13 protein-coding genes are annotated in these 16,337 nt (G+C 71.6%); 5 read left to right on the top strand and 8 right to left on the bottom strand.

Annotated features, from left to right (window positions below; all coding sequences use genetic code 11):
* The first annotated feature begins 311 nt into the window (after positions 1 to 311).
* Positions 312 to 2,834: an ATP-dependent Clp protease ATP-binding subunit gene (locus tag ACZ42A_RS25905; RefSeq protein ID WP_468529652.1), complete on the top strand. Its 2,523-nt coding sequence runs from the start codon at positions 312 to 314 to the stop codon at positions 2,832 to 2,834.
* An 81-nt stretch (positions 2,835 to 2,915) separates the two neighbouring features.
* Here the strand turns inward: ACZ42A_RS25905 and ACZ42A_RS25900 are convergent, their stop codons facing one another.
* Entirely contained in the window at positions 2,916 to 3,551 is a 636-nt protein-coding gene (locus ACZ42A_RS25900; RefSeq protein ID WP_468529651.1) for an HAD family acid phosphatase, read from the bottom strand.
* A 113-nt stretch (positions 3,552 to 3,664) separates the two neighbouring features.
* A complete protein-coding gene (locus ACZ42A_RS25895) occupies positions 3,665 to 6,820 on the bottom strand; it encodes an NACHT domain-containing protein (RefSeq protein WP_468529650.1) in 3,156 nt (1,051 codons plus the stop codon).
* Positions 6,821 to 7,201: 381 nt separating this feature from the next.
* On the opposite strand from ACZ42A_RS25895, the gene ACZ42A_RS25890 reads away from it, so the two are divergent.
* The 3 genes from ACZ42A_RS25890 to ACZ42A_RS25880 all read left to right on the top strand — a co-directional run bounded on the left by ACZ42A_RS25890 (position 7,202) and on the right by ACZ42A_RS25880 (position 8,802).
* The gene (locus ACZ42A_RS25890) at positions 7,202 to 7,789 is read left to right on the top strand and encodes a M23 family metallopeptidase (RefSeq protein WP_468529649.1); all 588 of its coding nucleotides are present in this window, start codon (positions 7,202 to 7,204) and stop codon (positions 7,787 to 7,789) included.
* A gap of 89 nt (positions 7,790 to 7,878) precedes the next feature.
* Positions 7,879 to 8,310 (top strand): helix-turn-helix transcriptional regulator, encoded by a 432-nt coding sequence (locus ACZ42A_RS25885; protein WP_468529648.1) that lies wholly within the window; start codon positions 7,879 to 7,881, stop codon positions 8,308 to 8,310.
* 57 nt (positions 8,311 to 8,367) lie between these two features.
* The gene (locus tag ACZ42A_RS25880; protein WP_468529647.1) at positions 8,368 to 8,802 is read left to right on the top strand and encodes a VOC family protein; all 435 of its coding nucleotides are present in this window, start codon (positions 8,368 to 8,370) and stop codon (positions 8,800 to 8,802) included.
* Positions 8,803 to 8,830: 28 nt separating this feature from the next.
* Here ACZ42A_RS25880 and cseC read toward each other — a convergent pair whose 3' ends face one another.
* From cseC to ACZ42A_RS25855, 5 genes are all read right to left on the bottom strand, one after another.
* A complete protein-coding gene (gene cseC / locus ACZ42A_RS25875; protein WP_468529879.1) occupies positions 8,831 to 10,213 on the bottom strand; it encodes a two-component system sensor histidine kinase CseC in 1,383 nt (460 codons plus the stop codon).
* Positions 10,214 to 10,837: 624 nt separating this feature from the next.
* The gene (gene cseB, locus ACZ42A_RS25870; protein ID WP_468529646.1) at positions 10,838 to 11,542 is read right to left on the bottom strand and encodes a two-component system response regulator CseB; all 705 of its coding nucleotides are present in this window, start codon (positions 11,540 to 11,542) and stop codon (positions 10,838 to 10,840) included.
* A 38-nt stretch (positions 11,543 to 11,580) separates the two neighbouring features.
* The gene (locus ACZ42A_RS25865; RefSeq protein WP_468529645.1) at positions 11,581 to 12,252 is read right to left on the bottom strand and encodes a hypothetical protein; all 672 of its coding nucleotides are present in this window, start codon (positions 12,250 to 12,252) and stop codon (positions 11,581 to 11,583) included.
* The gene (locus tag ACZ42A_RS25860; protein ID WP_043502979.1) at positions 12,240 to 12,779 is read right to left on the bottom strand and encodes a SigE family RNA polymerase sigma factor; all 540 of its coding nucleotides are present in this window, start codon (positions 12,777 to 12,779) and stop codon (positions 12,240 to 12,242) included. The genes ACZ42A_RS25865 and ACZ42A_RS25860 overlap by 13 nt, the downstream gene beginning before the upstream one ends.
* Positions 12,780 to 13,017: 238 nt before the next feature.
* Positions 13,018 to 13,974 (bottom strand): HhH-GPD family protein, encoded by a 957-nt coding sequence (locus ACZ42A_RS25855; RefSeq protein ID WP_468529644.1) that lies wholly within the window; start codon positions 13,972 to 13,974, stop codon positions 13,018 to 13,020.
* Between the two features lie 305 nt (positions 13,975 to 14,279).
* On the opposite strand from ACZ42A_RS25855, the gene ACZ42A_RS25850 reads away from it, so the two are divergent.
* Positions 14,280 to 15,146: a hypothetical protein gene (locus ACZ42A_RS25850; protein WP_468529643.1), complete on the top strand. Its 867-nt coding sequence runs from the start codon at positions 14,280 to 14,282 to the stop codon at positions 15,144 to 15,146.
* Between the two features lie 66 nt (positions 15,147 to 15,212).
* Here the strand turns inward: ACZ42A_RS25850 and disA are convergent, their stop codons facing one another.
* Positions 15,213 to 16,337: a DNA integrity scanning diadenylate cyclase DisA gene (gene disA / locus ACZ42A_RS25845; protein WP_468529642.1), complete on the bottom strand. Its 1,125-nt coding sequence runs from the start codon at positions 16,335 to 16,337 to the stop codon at positions 15,213 to 15,215.

The following is a 16,337-nucleotide window of genomic DNA, read 5'->3' as shown; positions in this document are numbered from 1 at the left end:
GGAGGGAAACGGTGCGCGCGGCATGGACTGTCAGTCCCGGCGGGTAAGACATCCCTAGTGGGAGGGGGCGACACGCAGGAATGGGCGTCTCACGTTCGCCATCGGCGTAGTGATGGTGAGGGTAACTGCCTGGCCTGCGGGAACATCGTCTCGCACCATCGGGTTGGAGCAGATGTCGGCGTTCGGGGTCAGGAGGCCAAGGACGGTGTCGGCAGTTGGAATGAGCGGTCCCCGCTTGCGGGACTAAGCTGCGGAAGGACAGGGAGGGGAAGTTCCCCTTACTGCCTGACCGCTCTGAGGAGCGATTAACGATGTTCGAGAGGTTCACCGACCGCGCGCGGCGGGTTGTCGTCCTGGCTCAGGAAGAAGCCCGGATGCTCAACCACAACTACATCGGCACCGAGCACATCCTCCTGGGCCTGATCCACGAGGGTGAGGGTGTCGCCGCCAAGGCCCTTGAGAGCCTCGGGATTTCGCTCGAGGCGGTCCGCCAGCAGGTGGAGGAGATCATCGGCCAGGGGCAGCAGGCGCCGTCGGGCCACATTCCCTTCACCCCCCGTGCCAAGAAGGTCCTGGAGCTGTCGCTCCGCGAGGCCCTTCAGCTGGGCCACAACTACATCGGCACGGAGCACATCCTGCTCGGCCTGATCCGCGAGGGCGAGGGCGTCGCCGCCCAGGTCCTGGTCAAGCTGGGCGCAGATCTGAACCGCGTGCGGCAGCAGGTGATCCAGCTGCTCTCCGGTTACCAGGGCAAGGAGACCGCCGCCGCCGGCGGGCCTGCCGAGGGCACCCCCTCGACGTCCCTGGTCCTCGACCAGTTCGGCCGGAACCTCACCCAGGCCGCTCGTGAGTCCAAGCTCGACCCGGTCATCGGGCGCGAGAAGGAGATCGAGCGGGTCATGCAGGTGCTGTCCCGCCGTACGAAGAACAACCCGGTCCTGATCGGTGAGCCCGGCGTCGGCAAGACCGCCGTCGTGGAGGGCCTCGCCCAGGCCATCGTCAAGGGCGAGGTGCCCGAGACCCTCAAGGACAAGCACCTCTACACCCTGGACCTCGGCGCCCTGGTCGCCGGCTCCCGCTACCGCGGTGACTTCGAGGAGCGCCTGAAGAAGGTGCTCAAGGAGATCCGCACCCGCGGCGACATCATCCTGTTCATCGACGAGCTGCACACGCTGGTCGGTGCGGGTGCCGCCGAGGGCGCCATCGACGCGGCTTCCATCCTGAAGCCGATGCTGGCCCGCGGTGAGCTGCAGACCATCGGTGCGACCACGCTGGACGAGTACCGCAAGCACCTGGAGAAGGACGCGGCCCTGGAGCGCCGCTTCCAGCCGATCCAGGTCGCGGAGCCGTCCCTGCCGCACACGATCGAGATCCTCAAGGGCCTGCGCGACCGGTACGAGGCGCACCACCGCGTCTCCATCACCGACGAGGCGCTGGTCCAGGCCGCCACCCTGGCCGACCGGTACATCTCGGACCGCTTCCTGCCGGACAAGGCGATCGACCTGATCGACGAGGCCGGTTCCCGGATGCGCATCCGCCGGATGACCGCTCCGCCGGACCTGCGCGAGTTCGACGAGAAGATCGCCGGCGTCCGCCGCGACAAGGAGTCCGCGATCGACTCGCAGGACTTCGAGAAGGCCGCCTCCCTGCGCGACAAGGAGAAGCAGCTCCTGGCCGCCAAGGCGAAGCGGGAGAAGGAGTGGAAGGCCGGCGACATGGACGTCGTCGCCGAGGTCGACGGCGAGCTGATCGCCGAGGTCCTCGCCACGGCGACGGGCATCCCGGTGTTCAAGCTCACCGAGGAGGAGTCGTCCCGCCTGCTCCGCATGGAGGACGAGCTCCACAAGCGGGTCATCGGCCAGGACGACGCCGTCAAGGCACTGTCGAAGGCGATCCGCCGTACGCGTGCCGGTCTGAAGGACCCGAAGCGTCCGGGTGGCTCGTTCATCTTCGCCGGTCCGTCGGGTGTCGGTAAGACGGAGCTGTCCAAGGCGCTCGCCGAGTTCCTCTTCGGTGACGAGGACGCGCTGATCTCCCTCGACATGTCGGAGTTCAGCGAGAAGCACACGGTGTCGCGTCTCTTCGGTTCGCCCCCCGGCTACGTGGGCTACGAAGAGGGCGGCCAGCTGACCGAGAAGGTCCGCCGCAAGCCGTTCTCCGTCGTCCTCTTCGACGAGGTCGAGAAGGCCCACCCGGACATCTTCAACTCGCTGCTGCAGATCCTGGAGGACGGTCGCCTGACCGACTCCCAGGGCCGGGTCGTGGACTTCAAGAACACGGTCATCATCATGACGACCAACCTCGGCACCCGGGACATCTCCAAGGGCTTCAACCTGGGCTTCGCGGCCTCGGGTGACACGAAGACCAACTACGAGCGCATGAAGAACAAGGTGTCGGACGAGCTCAAGCAGCACTTCCGCCCCGAGTTCCTGAACCGCGTCGACGACGTGGTCGTCTTCCCGCAGCTGACGCAGAACGACATCCTCCGGATCGTCGACCTGATGATCGGCAAGGTGGACGAGCGCCTGAAGGACCGGGACATGGGCATCGAGCTCTCCCAGTCCGCCAAGGAGCTGCTGTCCAAGAAGGGCTACGACCCGGTGCTGGGTGCGCGTCCGCTGCGCCGCACCATCCAGCGCGAGATCGAGGACTCGCTGTCGGAGAAGATCCTCTTCGGCGAGCTGCGCCCCGGTCACATCGTGGTCGTGGACACCGAGGGCGAGGGCGAGTCCCAGACCTTCACCTTCCGCGGTGAGGAGAAGTCGGCTCTGCCGGACGTCCCGCCGATCGAGCAGGCGGCCGGCGGTGCCGGGCCGAACCTGAGCAAGGAGTAGGCCTCACGGCCGAGCTTCACGGCAGATGAGAGGGCCGGTGCCTGAACGGGCACCGGCCCTTTCGCATGCCTGGGATGCGGGCTACGACAGCTGGCCGTCGTAGTCCGGCAGCTTGTACGTCTTCTCGGCGTGGCCGCCCGAGAGGTCGGTGGCGCTGTTGCCGATGTTGGCGATGATCGTGTAGCCCTTCGACTCGATGTCGACGCGCTGGGCCGTCTTGTAGTCGGCGACGTTCTTGAAGAGGTCGAGGAAGCCGCGGACGTACAGCCCCGAGACCTCGTAGCCGGCCTGCTCCAGGTTGTACTCGGTGGGCGCGTAGATGATGCCCGGGCGGGCGGTCACGAAGAAGAGGGCGACACCGTGCTCCTGGGCGTACTCGGCGACCTCCAGGACCGGCTTGTTGGCCGGCTGCGGGTAGCTGAAGCCGAAGTCGGTCTCCAGGGTGGTGTTGTCGATGTCGAAGACGATCGCCTGCTTCTCGCCGGGCTTGTGCTGGGCGATCCGCTGCTTGAGGTAGGGCAGCGCCTGGTCCATCACGGCCTGACAGTCCTTCTGCCAGGTGGCGTAGTCGACGTCCGCGGCGGTGGCGGTGGCGGTCGCGGTGGCGACCGTGGTGGTGCCGGTGGCGGTCGCGGCCTCGGCGGGGGCGGCGAGGGCCACGAGGGCGGCCGCGGTGACGGCGAGGGTGGCCGTGCGGCGCATCCCGGATCTCGTCATGGTGTGGGGGTTCCTCTCACGTCGGTGCACGCGTGTCGTGTGCATGTTCGTTGGGGAGGGTGACGCGAGGTGAACCGTAGGGTTACTGAACGGTAGGTGGCTAGATCTCTGCATCAGACCAAGCTGCGGATCCTCCGAATGGCGGGGGGTACGGGCAGCGGGGCCAGGGCGTCCTCGGGTGTCTCCGCGACGTCCGGCGCCAGGACGACCGTGACCGCCCGCAGGCCGGGGAAGAGGGCCGGGACGTCCGAGAGGTCTTCGGTGCCGGTGAAGTTGTTCAGCCGCAGGCCGGTGACGCCGGGCAGCGGCGGGCCGTGCCATCCGACGGCCCCCCAGGTGATGCGCAGCTCCTCCAGGGCGGGGAGACGGGCGATCTCCTCGTAGTCGTCGGTGGTCAGCTCACGGTGGAGGGCGCCCAGGCTCAGCCGGCGCAGTGAACGGAAGCGGTGCAGTCCGCGCAGCCCGGTCATGTCCAGCGCGGACTTGGTCAAGCGCAGATAACGCAGCGGCAGCTCGGACGGCAGGGCGTCGGTGAGGGAGTCGCCCACGAGCTTGATTCCCAGGTCCAGCTCCTGCAGGGTCCGGGAGCCGGCGAGCGGGGCCAGCGCCCCCGGCCGTTCCAGGCCGGGCAGCAGGTGCAGGGACAACCAGCTCAGGGGCAGGCCCACCAACGGGGTGATGTCACGGACGGACTTGCAGCGGTTGATGTCCAGGTAGGTGAGCTCGCGCAGGGCGGACAGGCACTCCAGGTCCCGCAGCTCGTGGTTGTCCCGGATCACCAGCTTCATCGTCCGGTGGGGCGGTAGGGAGGCGGCGATCTCTGCCGCACCGATGGAACCGGCCAGCTGGATCAGGTGCCGCCCGCCCAGCTCCCGCAGGAACCGCAGATGTTCCGCGGAGTGGGCGGCGAAGAACAGCACATGCTCGGCCAGATGTGCGATCACCTCCTCGCCGTACGACCGCGTCGGGAAGCGGTGCCACGTCCAGCTGAGCTGTGCCTGTACGTCCAGCGACGCGTGCTCACGGAACCGGGCCAGCATCGGAAGTGCCGCCTCCGTGCCGATCAGCGATGCCGTGACGACGACCGCCAGTGCCTCTTCGTCGCTCAGGCCCTCCGGACCCGGCAGCAGCTCCAGGACGAGCGGTCCGGCCTCCGCCAGGGCGCGGGCCTCCTGGGTGGTGCGGGGCGGGATCAGCGTGGCGGCCCGCCGCTCGGCCTCGGCGCGCACGTCCGGGTCGAGTTGCGTGGCGTGTTCCAGGCAGGCCAGCGCCAGCAGCCGTACGCGGGTGCTCGCGGAACCCTCCAGCCGGTCCGCGGCCGCGGTCAGGTCGCGCAGCAGGTCGGCGCGTTCGCGGGGCCGGGCGTGGGCGACGGCCATGCGGATCACGTCCGCCCACTGCTCGTCCGCCGCGCCCCGCACCAGCAGCCCGAAGTCCCCGTCCTCCACGGCGGCCCGGGCGCCGAGGTAGTCCTGGAAGGTGCGGTGCACGAACTCCACGGTCCCCACCGCGGGTTCGCGGAGCAGACCGCTGCGCAGCAGCAGATGGCCGAGGATCTTCTCGGCGTCGCCCTGGGCGGCCGCGGCGGGGAGGGCGGGCAGCACGTCGGCGACGATCCGTACGGCGCGATCGCGGTCCAGCTCGGACTGGTTGTTGCGGATGAGCCAGTAGGCGAGGCGTTGGAGGAGCTGGATCTGGGGGAGTTCGGTGAGGTGGACGCCGTCACCGGGGGTGATCATGTCCCGCTCCTCGTCCCGGCGGGCGAGCAGCATCGACAGCGCGGCGTCGTACAGCTCCTTCCGGCCGTGCGGGAGATAGCCGCGCCGGTCGCGGTGCAGGGCGCAGATCAGGCCGCACATCAGCGGGTTGGTGGCGAGGCGGCCGAGGTCGGGCTTGGTACGGAGGGCGTCGAGCAGGGTGCGTTCGTAGCCGTCTAGGACGTCCGGATCGGGGGCGCCGGCCCGCGCGGCCCGGTGCCAGCGGGAGACGAACGCGGCCACGTCGTCGCGGCTCATCGGGGTGAGCGCGAGTTCCGTGAACCCGTCGGCGGCGAGCCAGTCCGCGCGGACGGCGGAGGGGCGCGAGGTGACCAGCCACTGGTTGCCTGGATAGACGTCCAGCAGGTCGCTCAGCCAGCGCCGGGTCCGCTCGCGCTCCCGCTCGGGGATCTCGTCGATGCCGTCGACGAGGAGCAGCCCGCGACCGTCGCCGAGCACCCGGTCGGCCCAGCCGTCGGGCTGGGTGGCGTGGAAGGGGACGCGTACGGCGGCGAGGAAGGCGTCCGGCGCGGGGAGGCCGTCGGGGCGGCGGACCAGGGTGCGCAGGGGCAGTACGAACGGGATCCGGCCCCAGGGCGCGCCGGCGCCCCGCCCCGCGTCGTCGCGCTCGCCCCGGGCCGCGGTGACCGCGAGCCACTGCACCAGCGTGGTCTTGCCGGAACCGGCGACTCCGCGCAGCAGCACCCGGTCGTGCCCGTCGAGCGCCCGGTCGGCGGGCAGGGCGGTGGCGGCGGAGACGACGGGACCGCCGTCCGGGCCGCCGGAGCGACCGTCCCCGTCGTCGGGATGCAGGGCCGTGAGGCTCAGGTAGGCGGCGTCCAGGGGCCAGCGGTCGGGGGAGTCGACCAGGTCGATGCCGTAGATCGTGAGGTGGGCGTGGCGGGTGGCGACGTAGGAGAGATAGCGCTGCTCGAAGGCCTGGTCGCCGGCGGCGGGCGGCGGGGTGCGGGCGATCAGCTCGTCGATCCGGGTCAGCAGCTCGCGCTGGCGGCGGGTCTGCTCGACCAGGGTGCGGGCTACGAAGGTGGATCGTTGGCTGAAGAAATGCAGGATGTGCAGACAGGCGGTGACGAGCAGCCGGTCGAGGAAGAGGCCCGCGTCGCGGGAGAGGTGGCGGGCCGGGTCGCCGGCGGCGCGGCGCAGCCGGTCGGCCAGGGCCTCGGGGCCCAGTTCCACGGCCTGGACGTCGGTCATGGTGAGGTCGCCGAGGGCATAGAGGGTGTCGGCGAGGGCGTGTACGACGGCCTGCTCCTCGTCGGCGGGCAGCGGGCGCTCCCCGGCCGCCAGGGCCTGCCGGACCAGTTCGGCGGCCAGCCGCTGGACGTCCGTCCGGCCGAGCCGCCGCTTCTCGCCGCGGAACGACACATGGCCCGAGATCCGCACCGGCCGGTCCACCAGCCCGGCGCCCGGTCCCTCGCTCACGAACAGCCTTCGTATGAGCGGCGTCACAATGCCGGACGCCAGCCTGACCCCGATGGCCGTCGGTTCCACGCCGGTCTCCCCCGAAATCCGTCGACACCCCGTCTGACCAGGAGCGTAGCGCCCGTCACATTCGGAGGGTCATCGATCTCGTCGCTCCGTGACATGCCGCACAGGCGATTTGTCCGGTACTAGCCGGAATAGTGGAAACGCCGATTCGGGCAAAAAGGACGCTCCTCCCGGAACCCCTTGGCTGGAATCGACGTCTGGGGTACTTCGTCCCGAATGAGGGCTCTGTCAAGAGTCAGGAAGTTTCGGGGGTAATTACTAGCTCGGGTCGTAGATCACGGTTTTTGGCCTTTGTGGAGGGCCGGGTTACCAAGGGATGGCCATCCGGAGCCGCCATCTGTGCGCCGGGTGGTTCTCTCTGCCCCCGACCTTCCGAGGTACCGCATGTCCCGCGTCACGTCCCGTTCTTCCCGTACGGCCCAGCTCCGCACCCGCGCGGCCGTACTGGCCGCCTGCCTGGGTGCCTCGGCCGTGCTGGGGGCCGGGGTCGCGGCCGCCGCGCCCTCCGCCGCCCCGGCCGCCACGAAGACCTCGGCCGTCGCCAAGAAGGCCGGCTCCTGGGTCGCCCCGGTGAAGGGCTACACCAAGACCGCCAGCTTCGCGCAGAACGGCGCCCGCTGGCAGTCCACCCACAGTGGCCAGGACTTCGCGGTGCCGACCGGCACCAAGGTCGTCGCCGCCCACGGTGGCACCGTCGTCAAGGCCGGCGGCAACGGCGCCGGTGACGGTCCCGCGTACGGCAACGCCGTCGTCATCAAGCACGGCAACGGCACGTACTCCCAGTACGCCCACCTGTCCAAGGTCAACGTTCGGGCCGGCCAGATCGTCAAGACCGGCCAGCAGATCGCCCTGTCCGGCAACACCGGCAACTCCAGCGGTCCGCACCTGCACTTCGAGATCCGCACGACCCCGAACTACGGCACGGCCATCGACCCGGTCGCCTTCCTGCGCGCCAAGGGTCTGGCCCTCTGAGACCACCTCACCGGCTGATCTCCGCCGACGGCCCCGGGCGCACCACAGCGCCCGGGGCCGTTGTCAGTGCCGCGTGCCACCATCGGCGTATGGACACCATGCGGCCGCTGAGGCTCGCCAAGGACGCCATGGACCGCGACTGGTCCGACCCCGGACTGGACCTCGCCGCGGTGGCCGGCCATGCCGGATACTCCCGGTTCCATTTCGTCCGGGCGTTCAAGGCGGCATACGGCGAGACGCCCGGCCAGTATCTGACGCACCGCCGCATCGAGCGGGCCGAGGAACTGCTGCGCGCCGCCGACCTGTCGGTCACCGAGATCTGCCACCTGGTCGGCTTCAGCAGCCTCGGCACCTTCTCCACCCGCTTCAAGGCCCGCACCGGACTCACCCCGAGCGAGTACCGCGCGCGGTACGTCGGTGCGGGCGCCTCCCTCATACCCGGGTGCTACGCGCTGCTGTGGGCGGGCGGCTTCCCCCAGCGCGCCGTCGCGGAGGACCGCAATTCCGAAGAAGCGCCCTGAGGTTCGCCCTGCCTACGGTGACGAGCAGAGACCGACACCGGACAGGAGAGCAGAGCCATGATCACCGGCCTGGGCATCACCACCGTATGGACCTTCGACCAGCAGCGCACGAAGGCCTTCTTCACCGAGAAGCTCGGCTTCGAGGTGCGCAGCGAGGTCCCGATGGGCGACATGCGATGGGTCACCGTCGGCGCCAAGGAGCAGCCGGACGTCGAGCTGGCCCTGATGAGCCTGGACGGCCCCGGCCTCGACGCCGAGTCGTCCGAGGCGCTGAAGAAGCTGGTCGGCAAGGGCGTCATCGGCGCCGGGGCGTTCCGCACCGACGACTGCCGTGGCGATTACGAGACGTTCCGGGCCCGCGGGGTCGAGTTCATCCAGGAGCCCCAGGAGCGGCCGTACGGCATCGAGGCGATCTTCCGTGACGACAACGGCAACTGGTACTCGCTGACCGAGCGCAACGAGGAGCTGGACTTCTCGAAGGACTTCGGCTGAGCGCGGCCCTAGGGGCTGGGCGAGGGGGCTACCCCTCCGACAGCGGCAGCATCGGATAGCTGCCCGTGTTCGTCGGCGCGTGCTCCGGCAGCCACAGCACGGCGACCGCGCCCTCGGCCGGGATGTGCGGGGGCGCGCCGGGGGGCCGTACGTTGCGGAACGTCAGCCGGGCGCCCAGCACCCGCGCCTGACCTGCGGCGATGGTCAGGCCCAGCCCGTGGCCGTGCCCGGCGCGGTCCTTGCTGCCGGTGCGGAAGCGGCTCGGGCCCTCGGCGAGCAGATCCTCGGGGAAGCCCGGCCCGTGGTCGCGGACCCGGATCACCCGGCCCTCGACCGTGACCTCGACGGGCGGCCTGCCGTGCCGGGCGGCGTTGGCGAGCAGATTGAACAGCACCCGCTCCAGGCGCCGTGGATCGGTGGTGACCTCCGACTCGTGCACCACGTGCACCTCGATGTCCGGGTCCTTCGCCGCCACCCGCCGGGCCACGAACTCGCCCAGCATGATGTCCTGCAGCTCGGCCCGCTCGGACGCCCCGTCCAGCCGGGCCACCTCCAGGACGTCCTCGACCAGGGTGCGCATGGCCTTCGCCCGGTCCAGCACCAGCTCCGTGGGGCGGCCCGGCGGCAGCAGCTCGGCGGCCGTGAGCAGTCCGGTCACCGGGGTGCGCAGCTCGTGCGCGATGTCGGCGGTGACCCGGCGCTCGGCCTCCAGCCGTTGCTGGAGCGCGTCGGCCATCGCGTCCACGGCCCGTGCGAGGTCGTCGGTCTCGTCGCGTACGACCCCGCCGATCGCCTCCCGCACCCGGACGTCCGGCTCGCCCTTGGCGACCCGGTTCGCGGCGGCGGCCGCCTTGCGGAGCCGGCCCGACAGCTGTCCGCCGATCAGCACGCCGAGCGCGCTGCCGCCGAGGACCACCGCGATCGAGCCGATGACCAGGGCCTGGTCGAGGTCGTTGAGGATGTCGGTGCTGCGCTCGGTGAGCCCGGTGTGCAGGGACAGCACATGCCCGTCGGCGAGCGGTACGGCGGCCCATATATCCGGCGCGCCGCCCGGTGGGTCGGACACGTACGTCGCCCGGCGGCCCGCCTCGACCTTCGCCCGCAGCTCGGCGGGCAGGTTCGGGTCGTCGATCTTGACGTTGGCGAAGTTGGCCCGGTTGGACAGGTCGAAGGTGTGCTCGGCGATCTGCACGTCCGCGAGATCGCGCTGGGCGATCTGGATGCGCTCGTCCGCCAGGTCGCGCGCGTTGTCCAGCATCGAGACCCGGGCCGCGTTGTGCACGACCAGGCTGAGCGTGATCGCGACCAGTGCGCCGACCAGCGCGATCGCCGCACTGAGCTTCCAGCGCAGCCCGGTGCGCAGCTCACTGGGCAGCCCGGGACCGAGCCGCTGGCCGAGCCGCGCGCGGATGCCTGCGGCGGGGCCTGCGGCACGGTGCGCGCGATCGCCTGCACCGGAGTGCGTGCCGGCGTGCGCGCTGCGGGCGCCGGGCCCGGGGGTGAGGCGCGGGTGGTCGCCCACACTGGAGCCCGCACCGGAGCCCGTGCCGGAGCCCGTGCCGGCGTCCACGCCGGAGCGCGCACCGGAGCCCGTGCCGGCATGCGCGCTGCTGTCCGCGCCGGGGCCTGTGCCGCCGCGCGCGCCGGTCCCGGCTCCGGTCCCCGCGCCGGTCCCCGCGCCGGTCCCCGCTTCCGAGCCCGCGCCGGTCCCGGCTCCGGAACCCGCGCCGATCCCCGCTTCCGAGCCCGCGCCGGTCCCGGCTCCGGAACCCGCGCCGGTCCCCGCTCCCGAGCCCGCGCCGATCCCGGCTCCGGAACCCGCGCCGGTCCCCGCTCCCGAACCCGCGCCGGTCCCCGCTGCCGAGCCCGCGCCGATCCCGGCTCCGGAACCCGCGCCGGTCCCCGCTCCGGTCCCCGCGCCGATCCCCGCTCCGGAACCCGCTCCCGCTCCGGAGCCCGCGCCGCGGTCCGCGTGGTTGTCCGCGCGTCGGGCGGTCAAGCGTCTGATCCCCCGCATGACGTCGACAGCCCCCGCTCAGGCCTTCAGCTTGTAGCCGAAGCCGCGGACCGTCTCGATCCGGTCCTGGCCGATCTTCTGGCGCAGCCGCTGCACATGGACGTCGACGACCCGGGTGTCCCCGCCCCAGCCGTAGTCCCAGACCCGCTCCAGCAGCTTGTCGCGGGAGAGCACGGTGCCCGGCGCGGCGGAGAACTCCAGCAGCAGCCGCATCTCGGTCGGCGTCAGCGCCACCGGCTGCCCGGCCCGGCGCACCTCCATGCCCTCGGTGTCGATCTCCAGGTCGCCGAAGGTCAGCACTCCGCCGGACGCCGCGGCAGCGGACTCGTCGGCCCGGTCGCCACCGCTCGCGTGGCCGAAGCGGCGCAGCACCGCGCGGATCCGGGCGACCAGCACGGCACCGTCGAACGGCTTGGTGACGTAGTCGTCCGCGCCCGCCTCCAGGCCCAGCACGACATCGATGGCGTCCGCCCGCGCGGACAGCATGATCACCGGTACGGTCGACTCGTCGCGGATACGGCGGCACAGGCTCACCCCGTCGAGGCCCGGCACCATGACGTCCAGCAGGGCGATGTCGGGGCGGTCGGCGCGGAACGCCTCCAGTCCCGACAGCCCGTCGGGCATGGCGGTGACCGCGAAGCCGTCCCGCTCCAGGGCGAGCTGGGTGGCCTCGCGGATGACGTCGTCGTCCTCGACGAACAGGACGTGGGTCTGGTCTGCCATCCGGTTGCTCCGTCGATACTGGTCAGTGGCTCGGTGCGTCAGTTGCTCTCGGGTGCCGGGGAGAGGTCGCCCCCGACGGTGCTGCCGTACTCGTTGTGCGCGCGGTACTCCTCGGCGAAGCGGCTCCCGGCCCAGCGGTAGGTGATCACCACCTCGCCGGAGGGATTCGAGACGGGGTCGCCCTTCTCGTACACCTGCCGGGTCACGACCAGGTCGCCGCGGTCGATCTCCGCGTACACCGGGGACTCCTCGGCCCCGAAGACATTCTCGTACCGGCCGTCCACGCGGTGATACACATACGATCCGACGCCCACCGCGTCACCACAGGTCAGCACATTGACGACGAGATCGTCCGCGGATCCGCCGGTCAGGTCGCCGTACGACACGTCGACCGGGTACTCGTCGGGGACGCACGGCCTCAGCTCGCGCTTGACCGAGGCGGAGACCCGCGGGTCGCTGCGCACCAGCCGGACCGCGTCCATCCGGTTCGGCGTGGCGGACGGGGAGGGCTGGACCGACGGCGCGGTCCCGGCGCCCGCCGCCGAGCCGACGTACGCCGGCCCCTCGTCCCGCGCGCCCGTGCCGCCGGTGGCACAGGCGGCCAGACACAGGGCGAGGGCGGCGAGTAAGACCACAGCCTTGCCCGCCGCCCGGACACCTTGATCGCCAGGACTTGTGTTGGTCGATTCCGCGCCGGTCAGGCCGCGCACCGCTCCCGCTCCTCACGCTCCAGCGCGCGTGCGTCCAGATCGCGGGCCTCCAGCTCCTCGCGGAGCCGGGCGAGCGCCCGGTGCAGCGTGCTCTTGACCGTTCCGGCCGACATGCCGAGGGCCGCGGCCGTCTCCTCCGTGGACATCTGCTCCCAGTGTCGCAGGACGACCACGCTCCGCTGCTTCGGGGCGAGCACTTTCATCACGTCCATCAGCAGGGCACGGTCCGCGTGCTGCTCGGTGGAGTCGTCCACGGAGGCGTCCGGCAGCTGCTCGGTCGGCACCTCCTCCAGCTTCCGGGCCCGCCACCACTCGGTCCGCGTGTTGATCATGACCCGGCGCAGATAGGCGTCCGCCAGCCGCTTGTCCGCGATGCCGTCCCAGCGGCCGTACGTCCGCGCCAGCGCCGTCTGGAGCAGGTCCTGCGCGTCGACCGGGTCCGGGACCAGGCGCCGGGCGCTGCGCAGCAGCGCGTCCTGCCGGGTGCGGACGTACTCCTCGAACTCGAGCACCTCGCCCTGCGCCATGATCAACCGCCTCCGAATCCCCGTTGTCCTGCTCAGTCCCGTCCCTGTCGGGTACGGCAATGAAGCTACGGAGGCGTTGTCACGGGGCTGTCCGAAGCAGCCTGCGACTGTCAATCGGCTGTCCGTCGGTTGTGTAACGAAAGTAGGAACGGGGTAAAGGGGACGGGCGTTTGAGGGCGTTGTGTGGTGATTTGACCCGTCGCCGACGCGGTGCGCCGTGTTGCTTGTGTTGCGGCGGTCAGCTCAGCGGCAGTCGGTACATCCCGCCCGGCAGCGGCTCGACCAGGCCGTCGGCGACCAGGCCGTCGAGTGCCCGGGCGCGCTGCACCGGCTCGTGCCACACCCGGTCCAGGGCGGCCTGCGGGACGGGCGCGTGCGCCTCGCGCAGGACGGCGAGCAGCTTGCCGCGGACCTGGCGGTCGGTCCCTGCGTACGTCTGACCGCGGCGCGGCGGGCCGTCGTGCTCCGGCTTGCCCGCGAGCCGCCAGGCGCACTGCGCGGCGATCGGGCAGCGGTGGCAGGTCTCGTTCTTGGCGGTGCACACCAGCGCGCCCAGTTCCATGGACGCGGCGGCCCAGCGGGCGGCGGTCCGCTCGTCCTCGGGCAGCAGCGCGCGGGCCAGCCGGCGTTCGGCGGCGGTGGTGGCGTTCGGCGGGTACTGCACACCGGTGACCGCGCGGGCGAGGACCCGGCGCACATTGGTGTCGAGCACGGCGTGCCGCTGCCCGTAGGCGAAGGAGGCGACCGCGGCGGCCGTGTACTCGCCGATGCCGGGCAGGGCGAGGAGCTGCGCGTGGTCGGTCGGTACGTCGCCGCCGTGCCGTTCCGTTATGGCGACCGCGGCGCCGTGCAGGCGCAGGGCGCGGCGCGGGTAGCCGAGCCGGCCCCAGGCGCGGACCGCCTCGCCGGGGGCCTCCTTGGCGAGGTCGGCGGGGCGTGGCCAGCGCGCCAGCCACTGCTCGTAGACGGGCAGGACGCGGTTGACCGGGGTCTGCTGGAGCATGAACTCGCTGACCATCACGCCCCACGGCCCGGCCTCCGGGCGCCGCCAGGGCAGGTCACGCGCGTGCTCGTCGAACCAGGTGATGACGGGGGCGTGCAGGCCCTCGCCGGGGGCGGCGTCGGCGGCACTGCCGTGGGCGCCGTGCGGGATGTCGGGGGTGATGCTGTGCGGGGGCTTCGTGGGCGCAGTCATGGCCTTCCGATCCTGCCATGCCGGAGGCGGGGTGTCGGGGTTATGGCGGGTGGGGCGGGTCGGGGCGGCCTGGGGCGGCCTGGGCGGTCTGGGGCGGCCTGGGCGGTCTGGGGCGGTGCGAGGCCTGGCGGCGGGTGAGCTGTGGCCAGAGGTGCAAGGCGCGCGATTGCGAACGCGGCGGATCCGGGGGCCCGTCCTGAGGCGGCTGCGGAACGGCTGATTCCGGAATGATGATCCGGAAAAGTTGTGACCCGGGGCGGCGGGTGGGGCAAGCGAACGCGCCGATCTCTCGTACAGTTTGCGCCGTGGGATCTCTGCGCAATCCGGTCGGGCCGCTTCCCTCCTCCATCTACTGGCGACGGAGGGTGGTCCTGCTGTCCGTGGTCGCCCTGTTGGCGCTGCTGATCACCTGGATCGTCACCTCGGGCGACGGTGGCGGCAGCAACAACGCCGGCGGTTCCAACGACAAGAACCCCCTGCCCACGATCACCGCCGGACCGTCCGGTTCCGGACCCGCGATCACCGAACACCCGGGCGGGCGCGACGAGTCGGGCAGCGGCGACTCCAGCGGATCGGGTGACTCGGGCGGCTCCGGCGACGGCTCGGGTGACGGCTCCGGCGACGGGTCGGGCGACGGGGCCGGTGCCGGCTCGGGCGCCGGTGACTCCGGTGGCGCCGACGGCACGGACGGTACGGCGGGCGGGTCCGGCTCCGGCGCCGTGGCCGTCGACGTCGGCGCGGGCGACGCGCTGCCCTCGGGCTCCTCGCTCCCCAACTGCACGCCCGGCGCGGTCAAGTTGAGCGTCCGCAGCGTCCGCAACTCCTACTCGCCGGACCAGACGCCCGCGTTCCGGATCACCGCGAGGAACACCTCCGGCAGCGACTGCAAGCTCGATCTCGGCCCGCGCGGCGCGGTCCTGACGATCACTCAGGCCGACGGTGACGACGCGTACTGGTCGTCCGCCGACTGCCCCAAGGGCGCCGCCCGCCTGCTCTACCGGGTCCCGGCCGGCAGCGGCGTCACCTACACCGTCGAGTGGGACCGCAAGCCGAGCGCCCCGGAGTGCGCCACGCCTCCGGCGGGGTCGGCCAAGCCGGGCACGTATCTGCTGGAGGCCAAGGCCGCGGGGTTTGCGAAGGTGCAGACGTCGTTCGTGCTGGACGCGGACTGAAGGAGACGATGAAGAGGGCCGCACCCGTCCGGGTGCGGCCCTCTTGGTGTCCGTGGGGTCCGTCGCTCAGACGTACCGCTCCAGAATCGAGCTCTCCGCCAGCCGCGACAGCCCCTCCCGCACGCTGCGCGCCCGGGCCTCGCCCACGCCGTCCACGGTCTGGAGATCGTCCACGCTCGCGGCGAGCAGCTTCTGCAGCCCGCCGAAGTGCTCCACCAGCCGGTCGATGATCGCGCCGGGCAGCCGCGGCACCTTGGCCAGCAGCCGGAAACCGCGCGGCGACACCGCGGAGTCCAGGGTCTCGGGCGAGCCGGTGTACCCCAACGCGCGGGCCACCGTGGGCAGTTCCAGCAGCTCGGCGTGGGTGAGCGCGTCCAGCTCGGACAGCGCCTCGTCGACCGTACGGGAGCGCTTGGCGGTCGGCTCGGGCACATAGTCCCGTACGACCAGCTCCCGCTCCGGCTCCACGCCGGCGATCAACTCGTCCAGCTGGAGGGCGAGAAGGCGGCCGTCGGTGCCCAGCTCCACCACATACTCGGCGATCTCGGTCGCGATCCGGCGCACCATCTCCAGGCGCTGGGCGACGGCGGAGACGTCCCGGACCGTCACGAGGTCCTCGATCTCCAGCGCCGAGAGCGTGCCCGCGACCTCGTCGAGACGGAGCTTGTAGCGCTCCAGAGTCGCGAGGGCCTGGTTGGCGCGGGACAGGATCGCCGCCGAGTCCTCCAGAACGCGGCGCTGCCCGTCGACGTAGAGGGCGATCAAGCGCATCGACTGGGAGACGGAGACCACCGGGAAGCCGACCTGCTTGGACACCCGGTCCGCCGTGCGGTGGCGTGTGCCCGTCTCCTCCGTGGGGATGGTCGGGTCCGGCACCAGCTGGACGCCCGCCCGCAGGATCTTCGACAGGTCCGACGACAGCACGATGCCGCCGTCCAGCTTGCACAGCTCGCGCAGCCGGGTCGCGGTGAACTCGACGTCGAGGACGAACCCGCCCGTGCACATCGCCTCGACGGTCTTGTCGGAGCCGAGCACGATCAGGCCGCCGGTGTTGCCGCGCAGCACGCGCTCGAGGCCGTCGCGCAGGGCCGTGCCGGGAGCCACGGCGCTCAGTGAGGCGCGCATCAGGCCATCGGCACCGGAACTCCCACCGGACTTTCCGGGAGCTGCTGCCCGGTCGTTGGCTGCCAC

The sequence above is a fragment of the Streptomyces sp. NPDC030838 genome (assembly GCF_055572035.1).
The sequence above is the reverse complement of the archived record's forward strand: the minus strand, read 5'-3'. Positions and strand labels throughout refer to the sequence as shown.

Coding starts and splice junctions, on each gene's coding strand:
- ACZ42A_RS25905 (WP_468529652.1), top strand. CDS start 312: ATGTTCGAGAGGTTCACCGACCGCGCGCGGCGGGTTGTCGTCCTGGCT.
- ACZ42A_RS25900 (WP_468529651.1), bottom strand. CDS start 3,551: ATGACGAGATCCGGGATGCGCCGCACGGCCACCCTCGCCGTCACCGCG.
- ACZ42A_RS25890 (WP_468529649.1), top strand. CDS start 7,202: ATGTCCCGCGTCACGTCCCGTTCTTCCCGTACGGCCCAGCTCCGCACC.
- ACZ42A_RS25885 (WP_468529648.1), top strand. CDS start 7,879: ATGGACACCATGCGGCCGCTGAGGCTCGCCAAGGACGCCATGGACCGC.
- ACZ42A_RS25880 (WP_468529647.1), top strand. CDS start 8,368: ATGATCACCGGCCTGGGCATCACCACCGTATGGACCTTCGACCAGCAG.
- cseB (WP_468529646.1), bottom strand. CDS start 11,542: ATGGCAGACCAGACCCACGTCCTGTTCGTCGAGGACGACGACGTCATC.
- ACZ42A_RS25860 (WP_043502979.1), bottom strand. CDS start 12,779: ATGGCGCAGGGCGAGGTGCTCGAGTTCGAGGAGTACGTCCGCACCCGG.
- ACZ42A_RS25855 (WP_468529644.1), bottom strand. CDS start 13,974: ATGACTGCGCCCACGAAGCCCCCGCACAGCATCACCCCCGACATCCCG.